Origin of the sequence: Haloarcula sediminis, from assembly GCF_035656455.1 — an archaeon.
Lineage (GTDB): Archaea > Halobacteriota > Halobacteria > Halobacteriales > Haloarculaceae > Haloarcula > Haloarcula sediminis.
In genome coordinates this window covers 999390-1023776 of the sequence record NZ_JAYMGA010000001.1, presented here as the reverse complement: position 1 = coordinate 1023776, position 24387 = coordinate 999390, and the positions used below count along the sequence as shown (strand labels likewise).

The window sequence follows — 24387 nt, the reverse complement described above, 5'->3', positions numbered from 1 at the left end:
GCGTCTTTCGTCCTTGGTGAACCCTGTGGTTTCGCTCAGTCCCGGAGGGCGCAAAGCGCCCTCCGACCCTCGTGGAACCTTCGGTTCCACTCAGTCCCAGAACGACTGGGTGCGGGCGTACTCACGTTCCTGTCTGAGGATGTCCCGGTAGAACTCGTCTTCGTCCTCGCGCAGGCGGTTGATGATGCGGGCGGCGTTGTGCGGGCCGACGCCGCGGGCCGCGAGCGCGACGACGGCCTGCTTGCCGTGGGTCTGGACGAGCGACCCCGACCGGTAAGCCCGCTCGGTCATCTTCTCTTGCTCGTCGTCCTTGTCGTCGGCCCGGACCGCTTTGACCACCTCGTCGGCCCAGGGGTTCAGCGCGGCGACGCGGGTCGAGCCACACTCGGGGCACTCGGGCTGGTCGCGCACGCGCCCGACCTCCTGGCGTCGGTCCCACTCCTTGCAGTGCAAGCAGAGGAGAATCACGCGGTCGCTCTGGATGCGCTCCTTTACCGTCTGGATGACCGAGGCGTCGGCGTTCTCCGGTGAGAGCAGCTCCCGTCCCGAGGAGCGGCCGCCGGTCCCGATGGGCGTGTGTTCGCTCACCGTCTCCAGGGCGACCCGGCCGGACTGGAGGTCCGCGAGCAGGTCGGCCGTCGCCCCGACGGCGAGGTCCTCGTGGCGCACCTCCCGCAGGGCCTCCTCGTACATCGGCGTGTCCTCCAGGGCTGCCAGCAGGCGGTCGCGGCCGAAGTCGGTCGAGCCGCGACCGCGCCACCGTTTCAGCGAGCCGAACTTCGTGGCGACCTGGGCCAGCTTGAACTTCAGGGCGTCGGCGTTTTTCAGGCTCAACTCGACCAGCGCGGAGATGTGGTCGGGGTCGGTCTCCTCCAGCACTTCGACCACGTCGCCGGCGGTAATCCCCCGCGGAATCTCAAGCTCGATGCGGTAGGGGTCGACCTCCATGGCGACCGACGAGCCGGCTCGCTGGCCCAAAAGCGCCGACAGCACCCGCCCGAGCGTCTCGTTTATCTTGTGGCCCTGGCAGGCGTTGACCACGACCTCGCGGCCGTGGAACTCCACGAGGACGGTGTCCTCGTCCGGAATCGGCCCCTCGTGACCCGACAGCTGCGAGAGCCCGTCCGCGACGGTGTCGGCGTCGGCGTCGTAGCGGGCGGCGACGTGGCTCGCGACCGACTCGACCGGCGCGCCGTCCTGTAGCTGGCTGCCGGCGACGCGTCGGAGCTCCCCGACCTCCTGGGCGACGGCTCTCGGGACCGGAATCTCGGAGCCGGTCCAGGAGGGGACCTCGCCCGCGGGGTCCTCGATGGGCGAGACGGTGACGGTCTCCTCCTCTTCGTCGATGGTCGTGATGCGCCACATCTCCCCGCGCTGGACGAACACCTCGCCGGGCGTGGCGAAGTTGACGACGAACCGCTCGTCCAAGGTCCCGACCTGTGTCCCCGAGGCCACGTCCTCTACGTCGTAGGTCGCCTCGTCGGGTATCATCGAGAGGTTCTGGTAGAAGTACTGCCAGGTCCCCCGGCGCTTTTCGAGGGTGTCCCGCTCCTCGTCGAGCCAGACGACGTTGCTCTGGGCGAGTTCGCGGACGACGGCCTTGAACTGCTCCTCGCCGAGGTCCCGGAACGGGTAGGCCCGCGTGAGGACTTCGTAGGCCTGCATCGCCCGGACCTCGCCGGTGTCCATGACGAGCCCGGCTATCTGGTTTGCGACGGTGTCGAGGCTCCCGTCGTGAATCTCGGCGGGTTCGACCTCGCCCGCCTGGGCCTGTCTGGCGATGGCCAGCGCTTCGAGCGTGTCGTCGGCGTGGGTCGTGACGACGGTCCCGCTGGACGTCTGGTCGCGGCGGTGGCCCGCGCGGCCGACCCGCTGGACGAGTCTGGAGACCTGCCGCGGGCTGCCGTACTGGACGACGTGGTCGACCCGGCCCACGTCGATGCCAAGCTCCATCGAGGAGGTACAGAGTAGCGCGTCCAGTTCGCCCCGCTTGAACGCGTCTTCCACCTCGATTCGGGCCTCCTTCGAGAGCGAGCCGTGGTGGACCCCCAGGTCGGTCCCGAGTTCCTTGAACCGCGAGCCAAGCGCCTCGGCTGTCTGGCGTGTGTTGACAAACACCAGCACGGACTCGTGGTCGGTTATCAGGTCGTCGATAAAGCGGACGTGGCTCGCGGTCTCGGCGTCCGTGACGAGTTCGCTGGAGAGGCGCTCGTCGCGGTCGGTGACCTGTGGCCGGACCACGGAGACGTCGAGGCGACTACCGATGTCGACCTCGACTATCGAGCAGGGCCGTCCGCCGGTGAGGAACTGCCCGACAGCGTCGGGGTCACCGACGGTCGCCGAGAGCCCGATGCGCTGGAACGCCCCGGCCACTTCCCGGAGCCGTTCGAGCCCGACGGTCAGCTGTGCCCCCCGCTTTGCCGCGGCGAGCTCGTGGACCTCGTCGACGACGACGTGGTCTACGTCTTCCAGGGCCACCCGGAGCTTCGACCCGGTGAGCATCGCCTGTAGCGTTTCGGGCGTGGTGACGAGCACGTCCGGTGGGTCCTCGGCCTGCTTGCTCCGCTGGTAGTCCGTGGTGTCGCCGTGGCGTACGTCGACGTCGAGCCCGAGGGTCTCGCCCCACCACTCCAGGCGCTCGCGCATGTCGCGGTTCAGGGCCCGAAGCGGCGTGATGTACAGCGCGCCGATGCCAAAGCGGTCGTCAGACTCGGTCAGCACGTCGAGGACCGGCAACATCGCCGTCTCGGTCTTGCCGGTCCCGGTGGGCGCGACGACGAGGGCGTCCCGACCGCGAGCGAGAGTCGGAACGGCCTTCCGCTGTGGCTCGGTCGGCGTGGAAAACCCCCGCTCTGACAGCGCCGCTCTGAGGTCGTCACCGAGCTCGGTGAACGCGTCTCGGCCCTCTATTGCCCCGTTGCTCATCGACCCCTCGTAACCGCTACAGCGTTAAGTACACTGTGTCGAGCCCGGCCTACTGCCACTCTTCGAGCTGCACCGCATCGGTAGCCTGAATCCAGGCGTTGTCACACTGCGTGTCGTAGATGATGTCGGCGGTCTCGGTCGTAATGTGGTTATACCGCTCGTAATCGTCCTGTTCGGGGGTGCTTATCGACTGTCCGTCGGCTGATTCGCTCGTTCTGGTGACCATTGATAGCTGTCTGTGAACAGCTAGTCGACCGGACGGTATAGCTGTGCGGTAACGGGAATGTTACCTGCTTGACCGGTCAACGTAGGGAGGTATTACTCGTCGCAATCGCCGCTTCCCTCCCCGCGGAACCGCCTTCCGCGCCGCGACGGGTCGCCGCTCACCCCCTCGACGGGTGTCCGTCCGCGCGACGGTGGTACGCCTGCCATACCCTTACACGGCGGGGGTACCACGGACCGACGCCGAAACAGTCACGCGGCTTACCACTGGCCAGTCGCCGTCCGGCCGTGGCGCCCGACGACGCGCCCTCCCAAGCGAAATGACTTTCCTCGGGCGGCTGTATGTTATACTATGCCAGTCACGGACGAGACAGCACTCAGAGAGATACTCGCGCTGGACCGCGTCGCCGTCGTCGGTTGCTCCGCCACTCCCGGCAAGGACGCCCACGAGATACCGAAGTACCTCCTCGACCACGGCTACGACGTCGTCCCGGTCAACCCCTTCGCGGACGAGATATTCGGCCGGGAGTGTTACGATAGCCTGGCCGATGTCCCCGGGGAGGTAGACATCGTCGATGTCTTCCGACCGAGCGAGGAGGTCGCCGGTATCGTCGACGCTGCACTCGACAGGGACGACGACGCCGTCATCTGGCTCCAGTTGGGCATCCACGACGACGAAGCGGTGGCCCGCGCAGAGGCGGCCGGCCGACGCGTCGTGCAGGACCGGTGTATGAAGCCGACCCATCAGTCCTTGCTGGGGTGAGCCAACGCCGCTCCCGGTCCGGCACCGGCTTCTATGACTCTTATCCGTGTCTGCCAGCGTCTTTTCACCGACCGAACGTTGGTATAATTATATATGGGGGCGATAACCTCTGTTTCATATGGAGAAAAGAAGTCCGGGAACAAACGGGGGACGGGGTGGCTCCGAGCGAAGGATATCTAGGGATTTTAATTGGAACGAGACACCGCCAAGCGTCGCCGCCGTTCGGCTCCTCAGCGTCGCGGCGAACGCCGACCCGACGGCGATCGAACCGCTGGGGGAGACGGTCGACCCCGACACGCTCGACCGGCTGGTACCGTCGATGGACGGCGTATCGAAGGTCGCGTTTACACATCACGGCCGCGCTGTCGTCCTGTACGGTGACGGGACCGCGACCGTCGCGCCCGAGGACGACTGAGACGGAGTACTGTGGTAGCCGCCGGCTCGGGGTCGGAGATAATCTACAGCAGACCGTTCGCCGTAGCGAGAGCCAAACTGTTTTCCTCGCTGGTAGCCTCTCCCCGGGTATGAACGCAGACGAAGTCGCGGCGATCATCGAGCGGGAGATTCCCGAGGCGACGGCGACGGTGACGACGCCGCGTGACCCCGACGACGACAGCCACTACGCGGTCGACGTGGTCTCGCCGGCCTTCGAGGGGCAGTCCCTCGTCGACCAGCACCAGCTCGTCCACGACGCGCTCGGCGAGCACCTCACTCGGGATATCCACGCCATCGAACTGACGACCGATACGCCGGAGTGAGCGGTACGCATTTCCCCGCTGACCCGTAACGGGCAGTCATGAGCTTCGAACCCGAGACACTCTCGCCCGAAGAGGCCCACGCGAACGTCGAAGAGACCATCGAAAACAACGAGGTCGCGCTGTTCATGAAAGGCACCGAGATGATGCCCCAGTGTGGCTACTCGCGGAAGGCCCTGGGGCTCATCGGGCAGTATCGCGACGACGTGGCGACGGTGAACGTCCTGACGGCCACAGAGGCCTACCGGGAGGCCCTCTCAGAGTACAGCGGGCGCGAGACCGTCCCACAGACCTTCGTCGACGGCGAGTTCGTCGGCGGCAGCGACATCCTAGAACAGCTTGACGACAGCGGCGACCTCGCCGAGACGCTGAACGCGTAACTACTCCTCGTCCCGCATCTCGCCGAGTTTGTCGACGAGGTCGCTCGTCGACCCCTCGACCTCGAAGGATACGTCCCCGTCGTGTTCGTTTTCGTGGACAGCGACGCCCTCGCTGTCGTCCGTGTCCACGTCCTGGTCCTTTTGCTCGGACTCGTCGTAGCTACCAAAACCCATGTATAATAGCTGTGCTGACAGTCACTAAAATGGCTCGGTAGTCACGTCTTTCGGGGCGTGGTATCGCGTGGCTTGGGCGGTTTCCGCCTTCGCGGCGCGGTAGCGCCTGCTACCCGCCTCCCCGGGAGGGGAAGTTTCTTATCTGTGGTTGTCTTTCGGCTAGGTACCGACATTCGATAGCCGTTCGTCTTCGGACGGCTGAACCTCCAACCGCCGCTTTCCACATTCATGAGTACTGCAGACGAGACCTTAGAGAAGATCAAAGCACAGGTCGAGGCGGAGACGCCCGACGACATCACAATCGCATCTGTCTCCTTCGAGGGGCCGGAACTCGTTATCTACACGCCCGAGGCCAAGGAAGTGGCCACCCGTGACGGGATCGTCCGGAACCTGGCACAGACGCTCCGAAAGCGAATCAACGTCCGCCCGACCCAGGACGCCCTGGTCCCACAGGCCGAGGCCGAAGCCACCATCGAGGACACCATCCCAGAGGACGCCGGGGTCCAGAACCTCGATTTCGACGGGGACACCGGCGAGGTGTTCATCGAGGCCGAGAAACCCGGTCGCGTCATCGGGCGCCACGGCGAGACGCTGGACCGGATCTCAGCAAGCGTCGGCTGGACACCCGAGGTCGTCCGGACGCCGCCGATGGAGTCAAACACCGTCTCGAACGTCCGGAACTTCCTCAAACAGGAGCGCAACGAGCGCCGGGACATCCTGGAACGGGTCGGCCGCCAGATAAACCGGCCCGAGACCGCAGACGACGACTGGGTCCGCCTGACGACGCTTGGCTGCTGTCGCGAGGTCGGGCGCGCCTCCTTTATCCTCTCGACGCCCGAATCGCGCATCCTCATCGACTGTGGGGACAAACCCGGCGCCGAGGGCGAAGTGCCGTATCTTCAGGTGCCCGAGGCGCTTGCGGCCGGACCGAACTCCATCGACGCCGTCGTCCTGACACACGCTCACCTCGACCACTCCGCGCTCATCCCCATCCTCTTCAAGTACGGCTACGACGGTCCCATCTACACCACCGCGCCGACGCGGGACCTGATGGGCCTGCTTCAACTCGACTATCTGGACGTGGCCGCCAAGGAGGGCCGCGCCCCGCCCTACGAGAGCCAGCAGGTCAGGGACGCCCTGAAACACACCATCCCGCTTGAGTTTGGCAACGTCACCGACATCGCGCCCGACATCAAGCTCACGATGCACAACGCCGGCCACATCCTCGGGTCGGCGGTGTGTCACTTCCACATCGGCGAGGGCCGGTACAACGTCGCCTTCTCCGGGGACATCCACTACACGGACACGCGCCTGCTCGACGGCGCTGTCAACGACTTCCCCCGCGTGGAGTCGCTCATCCTCGAATCCACCTACGGCGGGAAAAACGACTACCAGACCGACCAGGAAGACTCAGAGCGCGTCCTCAAGCGCGTCATCAACGAGGCCCACGAGAAGGAGGGGAAGATCCTGATTCCCGCCTTCGCCGTCGGTCGCTCCCAGGAGCTGATGCTCGTCCTGGAGGAGGCGATGAGCTCGGGCGAGATTCCGACGATGCCCGTCTATCTGGACGGGATGATACGGGAGGCGACGGCCATCCACACGGCCTATCCGGAGTACCTCCGGGAGAGCCTGCGGGACCGCATCCTCTATCAGGACGACAACCCGTTCCTCGCCGAGCAGTTCCAGCAGGTAGACGGCGGCGAGGAGATGCGACAGGACATCGTTGACGACGAGCCGGCCATCATCCTCACCACCTCGGGGATGGTGACCGGCGGCCCCGTCATGTCCTGGCTCCGCCTGCTGGGCGGGGACCCGGACAACACGATGGTCTTTGTCGGCTATCAAGCCGAGGGGACCCTGGGACGGCAGATTCAGCGCGGGCAGGACGAGATCACGATGTCCGACAAGAGCGGGCCCCGCGCCGAACGGGTCAGCCTGAAGATGGACATCGAGACCGTCGACGGATTTTCGGGCCACGCCGACCGGCAGGGTCTGGAGACGTTCGTCGAGACGATGCACCCGCGCCCCGAGAAGGTGCTCTGTGTCCACGGCGACGAGAGCTCGACCAACCAGCTCTCCTCGGCGCTGTACCAGAAGTTCAACATGCGGACGTTCAATCCGAAGAACCTCGAGACGTTCCGGTTCGTCTGACTCACGTCTCCCCGTCGTCGATGTTGAGCGCCCGCCGGAGTCGCGACCTGATAACCTGATCGACGATGCCCATCAGCTGCTGGTCGTCGGTGGTGTACCCAGAGAAGATACCCAGGCCGACGGTTCCCCCGGCCATCTCGCGGTGGCCGCCGGCGCTGCCGACGTCGTCGAAGGCGTCGTGGAGCACAGCGCCCATATGCACCCGCGAGTCGGTCGAGCGGGCGCTTATCTGAATCGTGTCCTCGACCAGTCCGAAGACGATGGCCGTCTCGACGCCTTCGAGGTTCATCAGGTAGTCGGCCGCCTGGGGGAGCGCGTCGCGCTCGCTGGTCCGGCCGACCTGGGAGATGAGCACTGCCCCCGTTACCCGCCGGTTCTCGATGGCGTGGGCGATAGTGTCGACGGTCGCGCTGCTGACGGCCGGCGTCGAGAGCCGCCTGACCATCTTCGGCTCGCTGTGTTCGTGGAGGTAGGCGGCGGCCTCGTACTCGCTGCGGGTGACGCCGCGCAGGAAGTCAAGCGTCTCACGCCGGATGGCAAAGAGGAGCGCGGTGGCGACGCGTGCGGTCGGCTCCACCGGCAGCGTCCGGATGTACTCGGTGAGGATGGTCGCCGTCGCCCCGACGGCCTCCTGACTGTCGACGAACCGGGCCGAGATGTCTTCGACCGGGTGGTGGTCGATGACGATGTCGATGTCCGTCCCGGGCGGGACGCGGTTGTTCTCGCCGGCTATCGAGTGGTCCACGAACGCGAGCAGGCCGTCTGACGGGCGGGCCCGGACCATCTCGATGCGGAACGGCTCCAGGTCGATGTCGAGCAAGTTCACCAGTGCCCGGTTTTGCTGGTGGGATATCTCCCCGCTGTAGAGGATGTGTCGCTCGTCGATGCCCGCGGCGGCGGCGATGGTGCCCAGGCCGACGGCGCTTGCCAGACAGTCCGGGTCCGGGTTGTCGTGACAGACGACAGTGAGCGTCTCGCTGTCGTCCAGCAGGTCCCAGAGCCGCTGTGGTCCGCACATAGGGAGTTCCGTGTCGGAGGTCATGTCGGGCCGGACGGCCGACGGCTGACGTGTGACCCCCGAAAGGGGAGTGTCTGTGCCACGCGAAAACGTTAGATTGGGGACACAATAAAACCAGTCTCCGTAACCGCGCGGACGTACCCTTCGTTGCCGGCGTCCACTCCGTACCGCAGGACCGCACCGCGATACCGAACCCGACCAACCGATTCGAGCACTACAACAAGGCCCCGTGAGACCACGTCCGGTACTGCTAGGCCGTGCGGGCGAAGTCAGTCGCTCGGTTCGCTCACGGTCAGTACCGGTACCTCGGCGCGTCTGAGCAGCGCTTCCGCGGTGCTACCCAGCAAGACTCTGTCCAGACCAGTTCGACCGTGAGTCCCCATCACCACGAGGTCGATATCGCGGTCCGTGATGTACTCTAGGAGGTCCTGTTTGGGCCGTCCCGTGCGGACCTCGGTCACGGCGTCGAGACCGGCGTCCTCGGCCTCGCGCGCGACGGCTTCGGTGGCCTCCGCTGCGGCGTCTTCGAACTCCGCGAGCAGATCACGGGGGACGGTGACATCGGCACCGGTGGCGATGTCGCCGACGTTGACGACACTGACGGCGTGGACCGTACTTCCGAACGCGCCGGCCACCGCTATCGCGTGTCCCACCGCGGCCGCCGCCCGCTCGCTCCCGTCTGTCGGCACGAGTATGTCACCGTAGCCGCTGCCTACCGTGCCGGTCTCGGTCGCCCGCACCGTCAGCACGGGAACCGGTGACAGTCGCACCACCCGCTCGGCCACACTCCCGGTCAGATAGCGACGCAGTCCGCTCCGGCCGTGGGTCCCCATCACCACGAGATCGATCTGGTTGTCCTCGACGTAGTCGAGTATCCCCTCGGAGGGCGCGCCCGTCGCAACCGATGTCTCGACAGGCACGTTCAGGTCGGCTTCGCGCTCGGCCAGCGCCTCGCGGTGGTCGGTCATCTGTCGCTCGATGTAGTTCTTGTCGACACCGCCCGCGGAGAACGGGCCCGCGCCCGCCTCGATGTCGACGACCGTGAGCAGGTGGACTGTCGCGTCGAACGCCCCGGCCAGCAGCGCCGCGTGGTCGGCCGCGCGCTCGGCGTGGTCGCTCTCGTCGGTCGGCACGAGGATGTGGTCGTACATTATCGGCCGATTCGACCGCTGGACTGATAGTTGTGGGTGTCACAGTCGCTGTCGGTGCTGGAATCGACTGACCGACTCCGGACGCCGCCGACCGGCGGCGCGGTTCAGTCCCCGGCCCGGAAGACCCGTACCGTGTCCCGCTTGCGCTCGGCCGACTCGGCCTCCTCGAACCCCAGTTCGGTAAAGATCGCCCGCCAGTCCCGGTAGTACAGCGGCAGCTGGTCGTCGACGTGATTGGCCGTGCCGTACTCGCCGCTCTCGTTTTCGACAGTGATGACGAGGTCGCTGCTGACCCGCGCCAGCTCTTCGAAGACCCAGGTCGCGTTCGGGTGGATGTGCTGGAGCGTCTCAACCGAGAAGACGGCGTCGAAGGCGTCCGTCTCGACCGACTGGACGTACTCCTCGATGGTCGACGCGTGGAACTCGCCCACTGCCGCAAGCTCCGGGTACGTCTCCCGCAACACGGAGAGTGCATCGTCGTTGACGTCGACGCCCGCGAGCTCCGAGAACCCCGCCTCGGCCAGCGCCGCGAGGTGTCGACCGACGCCACACCCGACCTCCAGAACGCGGGCGTCCGTTCCCGCGTACCGCGCTATCTTCGACCGCACCAACTCGCTCGTCTCGTCCGGGCCGTAGTGGGCGTAGTAGGTCGGCGAGTACTCGCCGGACCGGTCGGCCCACGCCTCACGGACGTCGTTAGAATCCACGTTCGTTCGGGGGACTCACGGCGTATAGGTGTACCGACACGACCGCCCCAGCTACAGCTCGACCGTCTCCAGATCCGACTCCAAGGCGTCGACGTAGTCGTTGTACGCCTCGACAAAGGCCGGAAACAGCGGCGCGTACTCGCGGATGTCGGCCGCCGACGGCGGCTCGTACTGCGAGAGCAGATAGAGCCCGCCGGTACCGCCGACGCGGAGATACGACGCCCCGTCGCGGTCCCACTTTAGCTCCCAGCGGGTCCCGTCGACACGCTCCGTGAACGTCCCGTAGTCCCCGCCCTCGTAGCGGTGGAGCTGTCCGGCGATTCGGTCACAGACCTCGCGCACCCGGTCCAGCACGCGGTCGCGCTCGGCGACGACGCCGTCGGTGGTCGCCACCTCGGGGAACTCCGTGGACACGTCGTCGAGCACCCCCTCGTGGGTCGCGACGAAGTCGTCGAACCCGGCGACGAAAGCGTCGTAGTCCCGGAGCGCGTCGGCCAGCGCGCCCGGTTCGGGGGGTTGCTTGGTCGAGATGACGTACACCTCGTCTCCCCGTCCCGGATCGTAGCGGAGATACTCCAGGTCGCCGCCCTCGTATTTCACCGTCCACTCGCCGCGGTCGGTCTCGATGGTCGCCGAGCCGTAGTCGCCCCCCTGGAGGCGGGCCAGCTGGTAGGCTATCTGTCCCGCGTGGTCTCGCACCGCCGCGACTAGCTCGTCGCGGTGGTCTGCGACCGCCGATGCGTCAGCGGGGTCTGCCGGTGGCCACTCTGTCACACCTGCTCCAGTGTCCCGACGAAAATAACTGTGTGGGAACGCTTCTCCACCCGCCCCTCGAACACTCTCGGGCGCGCTCCCCTGTCGCGGGCGTCGTCCCCTCGGGTCCAGCAGCGCCGAGTCCGAGGCGCTGAAGACACAGTGGTATCGCCACCGCCGACGGGCCAAACGGCAGTCTCTCCCTAGCACTGTCACCCGGCTGTTCGTTCCCGGAGCTCGATATCGAGGGGGTCTTCGATCTCACCCATCACGGCTTCGAGCGCGTCCGTCGCGGTGACCAACCCAACGACGTCCGCTTCGCTCTCGGCGTACACAAGTGCGAGTTCCTGATGCTCGTTTTGAAACTGATCGACGGCGTCGCTGATGAGGGTGCTCGCTCGCAGCCTCATCGGCTCGGCAGCAATCTCTTCAAACGTCGCCTCGCCGCGTTGCAGCTCATCGATCCGGCCGATAACTGCGGGGACGTACACAATCCCTCTGTAATCGGTCGGATCCTCGCCGACTAGCGGGAATCGCGTGTGTGGACTCATTCCTATCCGGTCGAGGTTTTCTCCCACGGCAACCTCTGTCGAGAGAAAGACAATGTCCCCGCGCTCGGTCATAACCTCGCTGACGGGGTTTTCACCGACAGCAAACGCGTTGATAATCTCCTCTTTGCGCTCCTCGGAGAGGTCCCCCCGGTCAAGCAAGGCGCCAAGTCGATGGCGAAGGTCCGCCCGCGATTCGATACGGTCGGTTTCGGTCTCGAGCCAGGCGCCGGTCATCTCGATGCCAAAGCGCCGGAGCGTCCATTTGGCGACGCTATCGCCGAAGACGATGACCGGATAGAGGAGCTTGGCAAACCAGTAGAGCGGAGTCGAACCGTATCGGGCGACGAACTTCGTCCGTTCCACCCCCAGATACGTGGGGGTCTGTTCGCCGTGTGTCAGGTGAAGCAGATTGATGATGACGAACGCGACGATACCACCGGCGCCGACAGACGTCAGAAGCGAGTCCTCGAAGATCGGATCCACCAACGTTGCCAACGCCGGTTCTGCGACGATACCGACAGCGATACTGGTTGCGGAGATACCCACCTGACAACTCGTGAGATAGATCTCGAGGTCCTGTGTCATCTCCCAGGCCCGCCGGAGACCCGGGACATCGAACTCGGATCGCGGATACTGCCGGACACGGGTCAATGCGAACTCTATCGCGACAAAGAACCCGTTTGCGAGGATGAGTAAGACGCCGGCACTCAGGCGAACCGCTAGTTCCAAACCGTTCATGTGAGACCTTCAGGAGTGATATAAATAATCCCTCTCCCGCTGTGTGGACTCTCCGTATTCAGCGTGAATCTCGTGCTGGGACCGGTGTGACGCTGTCCCGGGGTGAGATAACGGAGACAAGCGGCGCTGGCACGCCACTCGGCACGAGGTCTTTCTCGACGGTCGACGGTGCCGCTCACCAGCCGACGCTTCCCGATACTCAGTGTCGTTCGTCGCAGAAGTCACGGGCGCTGAGCGCGCTCGTTCGCCTGTCGAACGAATCGTCCTTTCAGGCGTGAGGTGGCTGAATTCGAGAATTCTAAAGTTCACCGAAAGACACAGTAATCTGTGTATCAATAGTTTCCTGTATGCCCAGTATCACCGTCAATGTGGACAACGACCTCAAAGAACGAATGGAAAGCCACCCGGAAATTAACTGGAGTGAGGTCACGCGGCAGGCCATAGAAGAGAAAATCGAGACGTTGGAAGTGATGGACGAACTCACCAGTGAGAGCGAACTCACCGAGAGCGATGTGCAGGAAATCGCCGACAAAATAAACGAGAGTGGGCGGAAGCGCATTGACGAGGAATCGGCATAGACTCGACCGATGAAGCTGGTTATTGACGCCAACGTCGTTATCTCTGCACTCATCGCTGATTCAAAAACGCGTGAACTCATCGTCACGCTTGAACCCAACCTCCTGACACCCGCGTTCGTTTACGACGAAATCGAGAACTATGAGGAACTGATCGTGAACAAGTCCGGGATGGGGCCAGACCGGGTGGCTCAGTTCATCGACCTTCTGTTCCAGTATATCGAAGTCGTTCCTGCTGAGGACTTCTACCCAGCTATCGAGAGCGCAGACGCGGCAATCGGTGACACCGACCCCGACGATGTGCTCTATTTGGCGTGTGCAATAGCCAGCGATGCGGCTATCTGGAGTGACGATTCCGACTTCGACGAGCAGAATCTGGTCGAGACATACTCGACGAGTGACGTAATTAACTCGTTCGACACGTCCTGAGGCAGAGTGATTTCGCTGACGCAACCGATGAGAGTCACTCGTTCGCCGATTGGATTTCTCTCAATAGGCCTCCGTGGATGGACGCAAATCACTGGACTGCACTGACTCAGAATCGTTCACTACCCGAACGAAAGTAATCTCCGGCCAAATCCGAATACGGTTTTAAAGCCGCTCTAAGCTATAGATTCGGACGAATAATCTGATACGGGCGCTGAGGGCGCTCGCTTAACTGGTGAACGAATCCCCTTGTTCGACGTGAGGCGTCCGAATTCGAGAGGTTGAATATTGGTTGTATGTCTGGAATCACACTGTTCTCCTGACTTGTGCTGAACACAGGGCCCGTATGCAACTATACTAAATGTGCTATCATCGAAGATTCCAAGATGGGCTATACCTAGTCTTTATCCGGTTTTTCAGTGAGTTTGAATTATCCGATTCAGAAACCCACAACGAGACTTCCCTTCCGTTTTGCGCGGCATAGAATATTTTTGTATTAACATGACACACTGTCTGTTGACCAACGTCTTCATAACACGAGTTCGGACTGACATTTCCAATTTCGCGGACATATCGATCGATGTCCGATGACCTTCCGACGTATTTTATTTCGTTATCAACAGCGAATACCAAGACCCCTTCAGAACCCTCATACTCACTCGTACCAACGGTAAATTGACAAAATGGCCCTTCTCCATATGGGTGAAGTTTCTTCTCGTCCGATCTATAGTATTCTTTTTGAGGCTGCTTGGCATCAACCACTCCATCCTTATCACGTTCAACCATCGCTGAACCGACGAACTCAAACTGTTCGTCTAGCTCGGAAGTATCCATATTAGTTGATCACCAGATAATCAAGACGGAGGTTAATAATGCTCCATAGTTTATCCCGCGATCCCCATCGGATTCAGGACAACACGTCAAGACCAGCTATTGCTTTACAGGAGAATAGCGATATAATCTGAAGACGACCAATTCGTCTTCTTAGTTCTGAATTCTTGATTCGGAGGAATCGCTTGCTGACAACAGTCTCTATTTATCATATCGTTACTGACAGACGCTGAGTAGCTCGAATAGGTGATGCTGTATATAGGGCGCGAGTCTTGCACGGAATTCTTCCTCGCTTCCAGAGAAGTGAGTCGCTCGATACAGGTGAGGCACGTATCGTTCGGTACAGGCTTTGGTGTGCAAAGCCGTTTCCTCCTCATTCCTCTCGAAAAGCCGCCGCTATCATGCGACTTTTCGCCTAACTAAAGACGGATGCTATCCGACAGTATCAGTCGTCGGCCGATCGGTGCTCATCCCCAAAAATCTGCTCCAGATCCGCGTCGTCGTAGTTGACCAGCAGGCGGTCCTCGTCTTTAAATGTGCGGAGAACGATGTTCGTTGTCGAGTTCTCGACGCCCTCGGTCTGAATGATCTCTTCCATCAGCTTCTGGAGGTGTTCGTGGTCGCGGACCCGAGAGAGGACATAAAAAGACATCTCGCCGAGCATGAAGAACACCCGTTGGACACCAGAGAGAGCCCCAATCTTCTCGGCAACTTCCTCATAGCCGGGGCCATCGTAGTCGGCGTTGATCTCCGTAATCGCCGTCAGCTCCAGACCGAGCTTCTGCGGGTCGAGTTGGGCAATCTCTCCTTGGAGAATCCCTTTTTCGCGGTAGTTCTCCATCCGATAGTAGATCGTCGACGTGCTCACGTCGAGCTCCTCACTCAAATCGTCAACATCGATGTCTCCGTCTTCGTCCAATCGTCGGAGTATCTGGAAATCGACATCGTCGAGCGTTATCTGCGTCATTGGCTGGTCGTTGGCGTTCATGTCGGTAATAGCTTGGTTTTGTTCCAATCTGTGGGTGGATTTACTGGAGAGTTCTCAATCGGAGCGCACGAACGTCACGGATCGTTTGCGTTGGCATCGGTCGCCAGACGGTCCTCGTGCATCGGATTCCGCGCGCGTTCGGCCGCGACCACGCCGGGATCAAGCGTTACCGAGACTTGGCCGGGACCAGACCCCATCTCGACAACTGGTGAGCCGTCGGGCTCAATGACCGTACTGCGGCCGCAAAATGTGTTCCCCACCTCGGTCCCGGCTCGATTGCAACCGACGATGTACGCGCCCTGCTCAACTGCTCGTGCTGGCAACAGTGTCTGCCAATCGCGCTCCATCTGGACTGTCCAAGCGGAAATATTGATAAGTACATCACACCCCGCCTGGGCTATCGCGGCGCTGGCGGCCGGGAAGTTTAGGTCGTAACAGATTTGGATACCCACCCGAGCGAAGGGTGCATCAACGACTGTGTACTCGTCGCCGACTGCGAACACGCCGCGCTCGTCGCCCCAGTGGTGCCGTTTGTCGTAGCGAGCGCGCATGTCACCGTTGGCGGTGAGCCAGACTGCACAATTATACACGCTCTCGCCGTCTCTAACGGGCATCCCAAACAGTACCTCGGCGTTCGCGTCGGCGGCGGCAGCTCCCAGTGTCTCAATGGTCGGGCCGGGAACGGGTTCAGCCAAGTCAGGGAGGTCCTCAAAGATATGGTATCCCGTCGTTGCGAGTTCTGGGAATACTACCAAGTCCGCATCGGCCGCAGCAATAGCCTCGGCCATCCGCTCCGTGGTCCCGTCGTCGGCCGGGCCGAGGGAGCTCTCAAACTGAACGAGGCTGACCGTGAACCGCTTCATTTGCCCTCGAATACCGGGTCGCGGTCCCCTTTGAAGGCGGCGACGGCTTCCTCGTGATCGTCGGTCTGAGAGCAAATCCGCTGTGCCCGTGTGGCATCTGCGAGCGCGCGGTCGAGTTCAACATCGAGGCTCTCGTTGACCAGCTGCTTGCTCTGGCCCAGTGCGATTGGGGGGCGACCAGCCAGTTCGGTGCCAAACTCCTCCGCGGCGTCGAGCAATTCGTCGGTGGGAACCTGTTCGCGCGCGAGGTCCCACTCGACGATTTCCTCGCCGACGAGTTTCCGCCCAGTGAAGATGAGTTCCTTGGCGCGGGCCTCACCGATCAATCGCGGCAGCAGGAATGCGCCACCATCCCCGGGGACGAACCCGACATCGATGAATGTCTCGCCGATAACACCCTCATCACTGACCACCCGGAAGTCGCAGGCCAATGCCGTATCACAGCCAGCGCCGAGGGCGTAGCCGTTCACTGCCGCGATCACCGGCGTGTCGGTTCCCCGGAGCGTCCGAACGACGTTCTGGAAGAGGCCAAGTCCAGTCTCGTACTCGGCGAAGTCCATCTCGGGCGTCAGGGGCATATCTGTCAGGTCCACACCAGCACAGAAGGCGTTGCCGGCACCAGTCAAAACGATCGCTCGAATCTCGTCGCGGTCATCTAGGCGCTCAAACGCTTCAACTGCGCCGCGAAGGAGCGGTTCGTTGTAGGCGTTCATCGCATCAGGGCGATCGTAGGTCACGCGAGCGACGTGGTCGTCAGGCTGTTCGACTCGAATCGGTGCGTCCAGATTAATCATCGGTAGTGCCTCGTTGTACACGCGGTTCACAGTCAGATCGCATGGTTCCATCAGGATCAAGCGTTATGGCGGCATCAACGATTTCGACACCGTCAGCGGTCGCAAACACAGGATTCAAATCTAATTCGGAGACGAAGGGGTTAGCCTCGACGAACGCCGAGACCGAAACGAGAAGGTCGACGACCGCGTCGCGGTTGATCGGCGTGTTCCCACGTGTCCCGTCAAGTAATTCCTGGGCATCAATGTCGTCCAGTAGCGCCTGGGCGTCCGCCTCGGTGAGCGGAAGTGCCCGGAACGCCACGTCTTCAAGGACCTCGACGAAGACGCCGCCGATGCCGAACATCACCACGGGACCGAACTGGTCGTCATCGACGACGCCGACAATGAGTTCGACCCCAGCATCGACCATCGGCGAGACGAGTACACCGTCAATCCGCGCGTCGGAGTCGTATTCGCTGGCCGCCGCCAGCAAGTCGCCGTATGTCTCGCCCGCATCTCCGACGGAGACATTCAGGGCAACGCCGCCGGCATCGGACTTGTGAACGATATCGCGCGAGACGATCTTCATCGCGACCGGGCCATCGCAGGCGGTCACAGCATTGCGCGCCTCGACCGAACTGGTCGCGAGTTCGAAGGGCGTGACCGGCAGGCCGGCCGCGTCGAGTGCCTGCTTGGATTCGAACTCCGAGAGCTGTGTCCGGTTATCGGCCAGCGAGTCGATAGTGGGATTGGCCGTATCGTCCCTGCTCACCAGCTGGAAATCGCTGCTCTCGTCGGCAGCCGCAACGCGTTCGCCGTAAGCCACCAGCGCGTCTAGACTAGCGGCTGCAACATCAAGCGATTCGACAACCGGTATCCCATCTTCTCGTAAGACTTCGTGAGGTTCCGTGTCGAAGCCTTCGTAGGCACTTTGGACGACCAGCGGCGTGTCGTGGGCCGCAGCTAAGTCGGCTAAATCACGGGCGGCCTCAATTTCGACATCGGTGTATTGTTCAGCAAAGCGGATGCCGTAGCCGCCGAAGAGTCCGGAGAGCATGAGCGCGTCGACGTTCGGGTCGGCAACGATAGCTTCGGCGCAGTCAACGAAGACGGACTGATCATCGTCGGTACCGCCCGCGACATCAACCGGGTTGACGACACTGGCCGCGTCCGGAAGAGCGTCTCGGAGGCGATCCTGCGTTTCCTCGGTCAGTTTCGGGATAGAGAGGTCGCGTTCGTCCAGCGCATCAGCCGCGAGCGTGGCGTGCCCGCCACCATCGGCGAGGACAGCGATGCTATCCCCATCAGCGATTGGGAGCGACGACAGCGCGTTCGCGACTGACAAAAGTTCATCCGAGCGTGAAACGCTGACGACGCCGGCCTGTTCGAGAACGGCGTCAGTCACGGCTGCGTCGCCGGCCATCGATCCGGTGTGGGAGGAGGCCGACCGCTTACCCACGTCCGAGCGGCCGCTCTTCAATACGACAATCGGCGTGTCTGTCGCCACCTCACGGGCCGCTTTGAGGAACGCTCGCCCGTCACTCATCCCCTCAACGTAGCAGACGACGGCATCGGTCTTGGGGTCCGCGTCGAAGAAAGTCAGGTACTCGTGAAACTGGAGGTCAGCCTCATTGCCGACGCCGACGTAGTGGCTAAAGCCGACACCTTCCCTGGTCGCGGCCTCGGTGAAGAGAGAAATGGCCATGTTCCCACTCTGACACAGGAGCGCGAGATTCCCTTCCGGGACGGTGTCGGCACCGACCAGGTTCAATCCTTCGTGGACGTTAATCATGCCGGAAGTGTTGGGGCCGATGAGTCTGACACCGTGTTCGCGGGCAAGAGAAACGATCTCGTCTTCGAGTTTCCGACCATCCGCACCCGCTTCGCTGAACCCGACGGCGACGACCACTGCACCCGCTATATCCGTATCCGCGCAATCTTCGAGAATCTGTGGGACGACCGGCGCGGGCGTGACGATGAGCGCGAGATCGACTCTGCCGGGGATTGATGAGACTGTTGGATAGACATCTAGGCCGCGTATCTCGTCAGTAGAGGGATTAACTGGGTAGATCTCACCCTCGTAGCCGCCCACCTGGAGCGTCTCGATGGCCTGATAGCCGCGTTTGGTTTCGTCGGTCGAGGCACCGACAACAGCGACCGAGGTAGGATTCATAATACGGTCGATGTCAGTTGAACCGTCCGGCATGTTCAGGCCCCCTCGAAAGTTGGCTCACGGTCTTCGGCGAACGCGTCGACGCCTTCCTGCCAGTCATCAGTGGCCATACAGGCCAGCAGCGCTTCGGCCTCTGCCGTCAACACATCGTCGCGCGTTGCCCGGTCCACTCGCCCGAACTGCTCCTTGGCGAACGCCATCGGTATCGGGGCGTTGTCAGCAAGTTTAGCGGCCAACTCGTCGACTGCGGCGTCAAGTTCGTTTGCCGGGTGTGCACTCGTTGCGATGCCCTCGTCGGCGGCCTCCACGCCGGTCAGAGACGCCGCCGAGAGAATCAGTTCTTTTGCGCGGGCCCGGCCGACGCGGTCGGTCAGCGTGTACGTAACGCCGCCGCCAATGTAGGTTCCGATGGACAGTTCGGGGAACCGCATCTCAGCGTCTTCACCCATGAGCACGAAGTCCGTGCTGAGGGCCAGTTCTGCGCCAGCACCGATAGCGTATCCTTGGACTTTCGCAATCACGGGGAGTTGGTGGGTCTGAACCGCTTCACAGGCCTCCTGTGCCTGCCAAACATACTCACGGCGCTCTTTCTGTGTTCGCTCGGTCTCGTCATGTTGCTCCATATCTGCGCCGACGCAGAAGGCCCGTCCCTCGCCTTCGAGGATGATGACGCGTACGTCCGCCTCGGCCGCACGGTTGAGGCTGTCACAGATGCCCTCGTACATCGCGGGCGTCACTGCGTTGAGACTGTCCGGTCGATGCAAGCAGATGCGTGCAATATCGCCCTCACGCTCGTACCTCGTGGGGGCCTCCGTTGTTGTAGTCATGATTGGTCCACTACGTAGACACAATTCGGTGAGCCATATAAATATTGCTCAGGCCTAATATTGAGTCAATAATTGAAAGAAGTTCCAATTCAAGTTTTGCAATCTGCGAAGGATTATTATAGGATTGTGTTGTACACACTCATGGTTATGTCACACAAAGACATGCTCAAACGGCGCGACGTGCTTGCAGCAGGCGCAGGATCGGTTGCAGCCCTAGCCGGCTGTTCATCAACTCCCGGTGGTAGCAGTTCCGGGGGCCAACTCAGATTCATCGGGTTCGGTGGCAACACGCAGGAGGCACAGATGTCTGTCTTCGATAGCTGGGACTCAGAAACGAGCGTCGAGGGCACGTCCGCAGGCGGGACGACGGAGATGATTTCACTGATCAAACAGAATCCCGGCTCGTTCGACATCGTGGCACTCAACGATACGGGAATGGCTCGCGCCCAGCAGGAAGATGTCCTCGAACCAGTCGACCTATCGATGGTCCCGAACTATGAGGAAAACATCGCTGAGACGGCCCGGACGCTCTCGTTTAACATGGACGGCGAGGATACGATGGGGCTCATCCGGGAGAACGGCGCGACCGGTTATGCGTACAACACGGACCAGATCGACGGAGAACTCACTTCATGGGATGCAATCCTTGATCCTGCCTACGAGGGTAAAGTATCACTCATCGACCGTACAATCGACCGGCTATCGAATTCGGCGGCCGCTGCAGGGCTGAACATTAACGAGGTACCGGACGACGAATCAAAGACCGACCAGATGTTCGAGCGTGCACGCGAGGAGAACCAGAACGTCTTCTCCTACTGGAGCGACGGGGCTACCTCAATCCAGTACCTCCGCCAGGAGAACGCTTGGATATGCGAAGCGTGGGGCGGTCGTGTGCTCGCACTCCAAGAGGAGGGATACGACAACATCGAATACGTCATACCGGAGGAGGGCGCAATGGGTTGGGCCGACAACCTCGCGATTGTCAAGGGATCGGAAAGCCGAGAGAAGGCCCACGAGTTGCTCAACCATACGTATAAACGTGAGAACCTACTCTCGCTCTCCGATGCAATGAACTACACCGTCCAAGTGAAGGATCCGCCTGAGAAGATGCGGGCGTTGCCCGATTACGCGCCGGCCGAGGACCTCGCCTTCCGCAACTGGGATGTGGTGTTGCCCAAGGAGGATGCTTGGACGCAGCGCCTTGATACAATCAAACAGAGCTGATGTCCATGCTCGAAGTCGAGAATTTAACGAAGTACTACGGGGACCTCTGTGCGGTCAATGACCTCTCCTTTCGCGTTGAGGAAGGAGAGTTAGTCACGCTGCTCGGTCCCTCGGGTTGCGGGAAATCGACCACGCTGCACTCTATCGCTGGTCTGGTCGAACCGACGGAGGGGCACATTCGTCTGCGCGAAAAAGACGTAACCGATCTGCCACCCGAGAAGCGGAATATCGGGATGGCGTTCCAGTCGACCGCGCTATTTCCTCACATGACCGTCCGCGAGAACATCGCGTACGGGCTGCAAATGCACGGGAATACCTCGGACGATATCGAGACCCGGGTCGACGAATCGCTTGATCTCGTCGACATGCCTGACCACGGTGACCACAAGCCGGGAGAACTCTCCGGCGGCCAGCAACAGCGCGTCTCGCTGGCCCGGGCGCTCGCCTATGAACCCGACATTCTCCTGCTCGACGAACCACTCACCGGACTGGATCGGGTCCTCCGCGAAGAAATGCGCGGCTGGCTCAACCGAATCCAGCGTGAGGTCGGCGTCACGACGCTGTACGTCACCCACGACCAAGAGGACGCACTGTCGATGTCTGATAGGGTCATCGTGCTGGATGACGGCCACGACCAGCAGATCGGCAGCCCTGAGCGCATCTACGAGTCGCCCGCGAACCCGTTCGTCGCGGAATTCATTGGCAAGTCCACTCAGTTCGATGGAACCGTCACCCACGAGGATGGGCGCGCAGTCGTCTACAACGACAGCAAGGCTATCACGCTCCCAGACTCTGCTATCGAGGGCGACAAATCCGTATCGCTGTACGTACGCCCCGAGGACATCAAAGTTCATTCAGAGCCGACCGACAGCGAAAACGAGTTCTCCGGGACTGTCCGCTCCATAGCCAACCTTGGGAACCGCGCGGAGATAACCGTCGAATTCGAAGACGGCTTGACGGCACTGGCTCACACCACGCGCTTCCCGGACATCACGGTCGGTGACAAAGTTTTCCTCCGGTTCCCGGCCGACCGGGTGATCGTGTTATGAGCGTCGGACAGGACCGTCTCGGACGAGTTACACACGTTATTGGTGAGAAGTTAGAGGGCCGCGTCGGGACCCGCCATCTAGCGCTGTTCGGCCTCGGCTTCGTGGGTCTCTTCTTTATCCTCCCGGTCCTGCTGTTGGTCCCAGAGAGTCTGAACCTCGAGTCGTCAACGCCGTTCGAATCCTACGCCCGCGCGATGGATGGGATTTACGTGGACACGTTTGTCCGGTCGTTCTTGTTCGGTATCGTCACGACCATCGTCACGCTCGCGCTGGCGTACATGATCTCGTACTTTCTAGCCTTTTCGACGGAGCGTGTCCAGATGATGATGACGCTTGTCATTGTCCCGCTGTGGATCGCCTACATCGTCCGGTACTTTGGGATCCTGCTGTTCCTGTCGCCAGCCGGGCCGCTGGCCGACCTGACGGGCTTTGAGAACGATCTGCTCTTTACCACGCCCGCGGTCATCGTCGGCCTGGCGAATGTCTATTTACCCTTCGCCGTGTTGCCAATCTACAACTCGCTAAGTGCCATCGACGAGGCGCTGATCAACGCCTCGCGTGTACTCGGGGCTGGGAAGTGGCATACCATTGTGAAAATCATATTTCCCTTGAGTCTGCCCGGATTAATCGCGGCCGGCCTAATCGTATTCATCCTCGCGGCCGGGTCGTTCCTCGGGCCGGCCGTACTGGGCGGTCCTAACCAGACGATGATCGCGAACGTCATCGCAGGAGCGTTCCTAGACAACTTCAACATCCAATTCGCCTCAGCGCTGGCTATCATCTACACGGTGTTGCTCGTCGGTCTCCTGTTAGTTTTCAACACTCTGTTCGACCTCCAGGAGGTGCTGGGCAACATATGAGTACCGACACTGCAGGGCGACTACAGGGAATCGCGTTCCGGGCATTCATCGCCCTCGTGTTCGCTTTCCTGCTGTTGCCCGTCCTCATCGTCCTCATAACGTCGTTCACCCCCCAGAGTTTCCCGGTGATCCCCCAAGAAGGCTTCTCGCTGAAGTGGTACGACGAGCTACTGACCGACGAGCAGTTGCTCAATGCGCTGACCGTGAGCCTCATCGTCGCAACGGCGTCGGCGATACTCTCGGCAATCATTGGAACCATCGCTGCTATCGGCTTCGTCCGTGGAGAGTTCCCTTATAAAGAGCAGATTGCGAATGTCATGTTGCTTCCAATGATTATTTCGCCAGTCATCACGGGGATCGCGCTCGTGCGCTACTTCAGCCAGATAAACCTCCCCTCGGGCTTCCCAGCACTCGTCCTTGGGCACACGGTACTGTCGCTCCCCTACGTCTTTCTGCTCGTGCGGTCAGAACTGCTGACCTACGACCAAGACCTAGAACGGGCCAGTCGCGTCCTAGGTGCCGATCCCATGACGACGTTCCGCCACGTGACCGGTCCGATTATTTTGCCGGCCATCCTCGCGGGCGCGTTCATCGCCTTTGTCGTTTCCTTTGGGGAGTTCACCGCCACGCAGTTCCTCATCGCCCCCGGCACTAGCACCGTCCCGGTTGTCATCTACACGATGCTCCGGACGGGTCTGACCCCGACGATCAATGCGCTCTCCGTCATACTTATCGTCGTCATGCTGGTCGTGGCCCTCGCCAGTCGGAAACTCTCCACATCCTAACGTTCCGTTCTCCCTGAAAATCCGTTTCACGACGGCTTCCACGTTCGGACTTGCGAGATGTAGGCTACGAGATCCGTATTTGTAGGAATCTTGGCTAGTTGCCTTCCCCCCACATCCTTGTCTCATAACGGCGCGGCAAATATCAACTGTATCCGAAAGAAGTTGCGGCTCTCAACACGCAAGTTTAGTGAGCAGTTAGTTCAGTGTCGTGGTGGTGAAAGAAAGCACAGCGCTATGCTGAACTCATCCTCTATATTCAGCACGGAGTATTTGACAGCGTTTGGGAAGGTTCTCGAACGCCGTGAGTTAACCGACACAAGCGATGGTGACGCTGCAATTGGCGATTGATTTTCTCGATGGAGAGCTGTGTAGATGTGCGTGAATCACCAGATGACGCCGCTCCGATTCAGAACCGTTCGACTGTCGAACGAAAGGAACTGAAAAGACAAAAACGGATTTAGAGGTCAGAAGGCTCAAAAGTCAAAAATTCGCCAGAATTAACCGATACGGGCGCTGAGGGATTTGAACCCCCGACGGTTTGGTCCGAAGCCAAGCACTCTGTCCAGGCTGAGCTAAGCGCCCTGTATTCAAACATAGACTGGTGTGTCGGTTTAAACCAACCGATTCGCATCGGCGATGTGGGTCCCACACACTATCTCTGACCCGGGCAGTGAACGGCCTACTGGACACCCTTCGGTAAATTCCGCCTCGAACGAGGCGAAAAA

25 protein-coding genes and 1 tRNA gene are annotated in these 24387 nt (G+C 61.4%); 11 read left to right on the top strand and 15 right to left on the bottom strand.

Translation table 11 applies throughout. From position 1 onward, the window contains the following. Nucleotides 1–90 precede the first annotated feature (90 nt). Both VJ162_RS05545 and VJ162_RS05540 read right to left on the bottom strand, forming a co-directional pair. Nucleotides 91–2925, bottom strand: coding sequence for a DEAD/DEAH box helicase (locus VJ162_RS05545; protein WP_324662934.1), 2835 nt, complete (start codon nucleotides 2923–2925; stop codon nucleotides 91–93). Between the two features lie 49 nt (nucleotides 2926–2974). Then, nucleotides 2975–3151, bottom strand: coding sequence for a DUF7331 family protein (locus VJ162_RS05540; protein ID WP_324662933.1), 177 nt, complete (start codon nucleotides 3149–3151; stop codon nucleotides 2975–2977). 348 nt (nucleotides 3152–3499) lie between these two features. Here VJ162_RS05540 and VJ162_RS05535 point away from each other — a divergent pair, with 348 nt between their 5' ends. The 4 genes from VJ162_RS05535 to VJ162_RS05520 all read left to right on the top strand — a co-directional run bounded on the left by VJ162_RS05535 (nucleotide 3500) and on the right by VJ162_RS05520 (nucleotide 5045). Next, nucleotides 3500–3910, top strand: a complete 411-nt coding sequence (locus VJ162_RS05535) for a CoA-binding protein (RefSeq protein ID WP_324662932.1) — start codon at nucleotides 3500–3502, stop codon at nucleotides 3908–3910. A 118-nt stretch (nucleotides 3911–4028) separates the two neighbouring features. Further along, nucleotides 4029–4325 carry a HalOD1 output domain-containing protein gene (locus VJ162_RS05530; protein ID WP_324662931.1) on the top strand — a complete coding sequence of 99 codons (297 nt, stop codon included), beginning with the start codon at nucleotides 4029–4031 and terminating at the stop codon, nucleotides 4323–4325. A 109-nt stretch (nucleotides 4326–4434) separates the two neighbouring features. Beyond that, nucleotides 4435–4668: a BolA family protein gene (locus tag VJ162_RS05525; RefSeq protein ID WP_324662930.1), complete on the top strand. Its 234-nt coding sequence runs from the start codon at nucleotides 4435–4437 to the stop codon at nucleotides 4666–4668. Between the two features lie 38 nt (nucleotides 4669–4706). Further along, complete coding sequence (locus VJ162_RS05520; protein ID WP_324662928.1) at nucleotides 4707–5045, top strand: glutaredoxin family protein; 339 nt, start codon at nucleotides 4707–4709, stop codon at nucleotides 5043–5045. Here the strand turns inward: VJ162_RS05520 and VJ162_RS05515 are convergent, their stop codons facing one another. Beyond that, nucleotides 5046–5219, bottom strand: coding sequence for a DUF5786 family protein (locus VJ162_RS05515; RefSeq protein ID WP_324662927.1), 174 nt, complete (start codon nucleotides 5217–5219; stop codon nucleotides 5046–5048). It abuts the gene before it with no gap. Between the two features lie 228 nt (nucleotides 5220–5447). Between VJ162_RS05515 and VJ162_RS05510 the strand changes: the two genes are divergently transcribed. Beyond that, the gene (locus VJ162_RS05510; protein ID WP_324662925.1) at nucleotides 5448–7370 is read left to right on the top strand and encodes a beta-CASP ribonuclease aCPSF1; all 1923 of its coding nucleotides are present in this window, start codon (nucleotides 5448–5450) and stop codon (nucleotides 7368–7370) included. A gap of 1 nt (nucleotide 7371) precedes the next feature. Here VJ162_RS05510 and VJ162_RS05505 read toward each other — a convergent pair whose 3' ends face one another. The 5 genes from VJ162_RS05505 to VJ162_RS05485 all read right to left on the bottom strand — a co-directional run bounded on the left by VJ162_RS05505 (nucleotide 7372) and on the right by VJ162_RS05485 (nucleotide 12288). Beyond that, nucleotides 7372–8388: a DHH family phosphoesterase gene (locus VJ162_RS05505; RefSeq protein WP_407066833.1), complete on the bottom strand. Its 1017-nt coding sequence runs from the start codon at nucleotides 8386–8388 to the stop codon at nucleotides 7372–7374. Nucleotides 8389–8657: 269 nt separating this feature from the next. Further along, nucleotides 8658–9539: a universal stress protein gene (locus tag VJ162_RS05500; RefSeq protein WP_324662922.1), complete on the bottom strand. Its 882-nt coding sequence runs from the start codon at nucleotides 9537–9539 to the stop codon at nucleotides 8658–8660. 104 nt (nucleotides 9540–9643) lie between these two features. Further along, entirely contained in the window at nucleotides 9644–10246 is a 603-nt protein-coding gene (locus tag VJ162_RS05495) for a class I SAM-dependent methyltransferase (protein WP_324662920.1), read from the bottom strand. A 51-nt stretch (nucleotides 10247–10297) separates the two neighbouring features. Continuing rightward, nucleotides 10298–11020, bottom strand: a complete 723-nt coding sequence (locus VJ162_RS05490) for a hypothetical protein (RefSeq protein ID WP_324662919.1) — start codon at nucleotides 11018–11020, stop codon at nucleotides 10298–10300. A 191-nt stretch (nucleotides 11021–11211) separates the two neighbouring features. Next, the gene (locus VJ162_RS05485) at nucleotides 11212–12288 is read right to left on the bottom strand and encodes a hemolysin family protein (protein WP_324662917.1); all 1077 of its coding nucleotides are present in this window, start codon (nucleotides 12286–12288) and stop codon (nucleotides 11212–11214) included. 347 nt (nucleotides 12289–12635) lie between these two features. Between VJ162_RS05485 and VJ162_RS05480 the strand changes: the two genes are divergently transcribed. Next, nucleotides 12636–12866, top strand: a complete 231-nt coding sequence (locus tag VJ162_RS05480) for a hypothetical protein (RefSeq protein WP_407066828.1) — start codon at nucleotides 12636–12638, stop codon at nucleotides 12864–12866. 9 nt (nucleotides 12867–12875) lie between these two features. Then, nucleotides 12876–13292: a PIN domain-containing protein gene (locus VJ162_RS05475; RefSeq protein WP_324662913.1), complete on the top strand. Its 417-nt coding sequence runs from the start codon at nucleotides 12876–12878 to the stop codon at nucleotides 13290–13292. Between the two features lie 366 nt (nucleotides 13293–13658). Here VJ162_RS05475 and VJ162_RS05470 read toward each other — a convergent pair whose 3' ends face one another. From VJ162_RS05470 to VJ162_RS05445, 6 genes are all read right to left on the bottom strand, one after another. Next, a complete protein-coding gene (locus VJ162_RS05470; RefSeq protein ID WP_324662912.1) occupies nucleotides 13659–14123 on the bottom strand; it encodes a GIY-YIG nuclease family protein in 465 nt (154 codons plus the stop codon). Nucleotides 14124–14565: 442 nt separating this feature from the next. Continuing rightward, on the bottom strand, nucleotides 14566–15108 hold the full coding sequence (locus VJ162_RS05465) for an Lrp/AsnC family transcriptional regulator (RefSeq protein WP_324662910.1): 543 nt from the start codon (nucleotides 15106–15108) through the stop codon (nucleotides 14566–14568). A 74-nt stretch (nucleotides 15109–15182) separates the two neighbouring features. Then, nucleotides 15183–15971, bottom strand: a complete 789-nt coding sequence (locus VJ162_RS05460) for a carbon-nitrogen hydrolase family protein (RefSeq protein ID WP_324662908.1) — start codon at nucleotides 15969–15971, stop codon at nucleotides 15183–15185. Continuing rightward, on the bottom strand, nucleotides 15968–16795 hold the full coding sequence (locus VJ162_RS05455; protein WP_324662906.1) for an enoyl-CoA hydratase/isomerase family protein: 828 nt from the start codon (nucleotides 16793–16795) through the stop codon (nucleotides 15968–15970). The genes VJ162_RS05460 and VJ162_RS05455 overlap by 4 nt, the downstream gene beginning before the upstream one ends. Beyond that, complete coding sequence (locus tag VJ162_RS05450; RefSeq protein WP_324662905.1) at nucleotides 16758–18950, bottom strand: acetate--CoA ligase family protein; 2193 nt, start codon at nucleotides 18948–18950, stop codon at nucleotides 16758–16760. The genes VJ162_RS05455 and VJ162_RS05450 overlap by 38 nt, the downstream gene beginning before the upstream one ends. A 2-nt stretch (nucleotides 18951–18952) precedes the next feature. After that, a complete protein-coding gene (locus VJ162_RS05445; protein WP_324662904.1) occupies nucleotides 18953–19744 on the bottom strand; it encodes an enoyl-CoA hydratase/isomerase family protein in 792 nt (263 codons plus the stop codon). 147 nt (nucleotides 19745–19891) lie between these two features. On the opposite strand from VJ162_RS05445, the gene VJ162_RS05440 reads away from it, so the two are divergent. The 4 genes from VJ162_RS05440 to VJ162_RS05425 are packed head-to-tail and all read left to right on the top strand — an operon-like array spanning nucleotide 19892 to nucleotide 23662. Further along, entirely contained in the window at nucleotides 19892–20968 is a 1077-nt protein-coding gene (locus VJ162_RS05440) for an ABC transporter substrate-binding protein (RefSeq protein ID WP_324662902.1), read from the top strand. Between the two features lie 5 nt (nucleotides 20969–20973). After that, nucleotides 20974–22017: an ABC transporter ATP-binding protein gene (locus VJ162_RS05435; protein ID WP_324662901.1), complete on the top strand. Its 1044-nt coding sequence runs from the start codon at nucleotides 20974–20976 to the stop codon at nucleotides 22015–22017. Then, nucleotides 22014–22877, top strand: a complete 864-nt coding sequence (locus VJ162_RS05430; protein WP_324662900.1) for an ABC transporter permease — start codon at nucleotides 22014–22016, stop codon at nucleotides 22875–22877. Before VJ162_RS05435 ends, VJ162_RS05430 begins: the two co-directional genes overlap by 4 nt. Beyond that, on the top strand, nucleotides 22874–23662 hold the full coding sequence (locus tag VJ162_RS05425; RefSeq protein WP_324662899.1) for an ABC transporter permease: 789 nt from the start codon (nucleotides 22874–22876) through the stop codon (nucleotides 23660–23662). The genes VJ162_RS05430 and VJ162_RS05425 overlap by 4 nt, the downstream gene beginning before the upstream one ends. A gap of 507 nt (nucleotides 23663–24169) precedes the next feature. Here the strand turns inward: VJ162_RS05425 and VJ162_RS05420 are convergent. Then, nucleotides 24170–24244: transfer RNA gene (locus VJ162_RS05420), tRNA-Arg, on the bottom strand. Nucleotides 24245–24387: the final 143 nt, after the last annotated feature.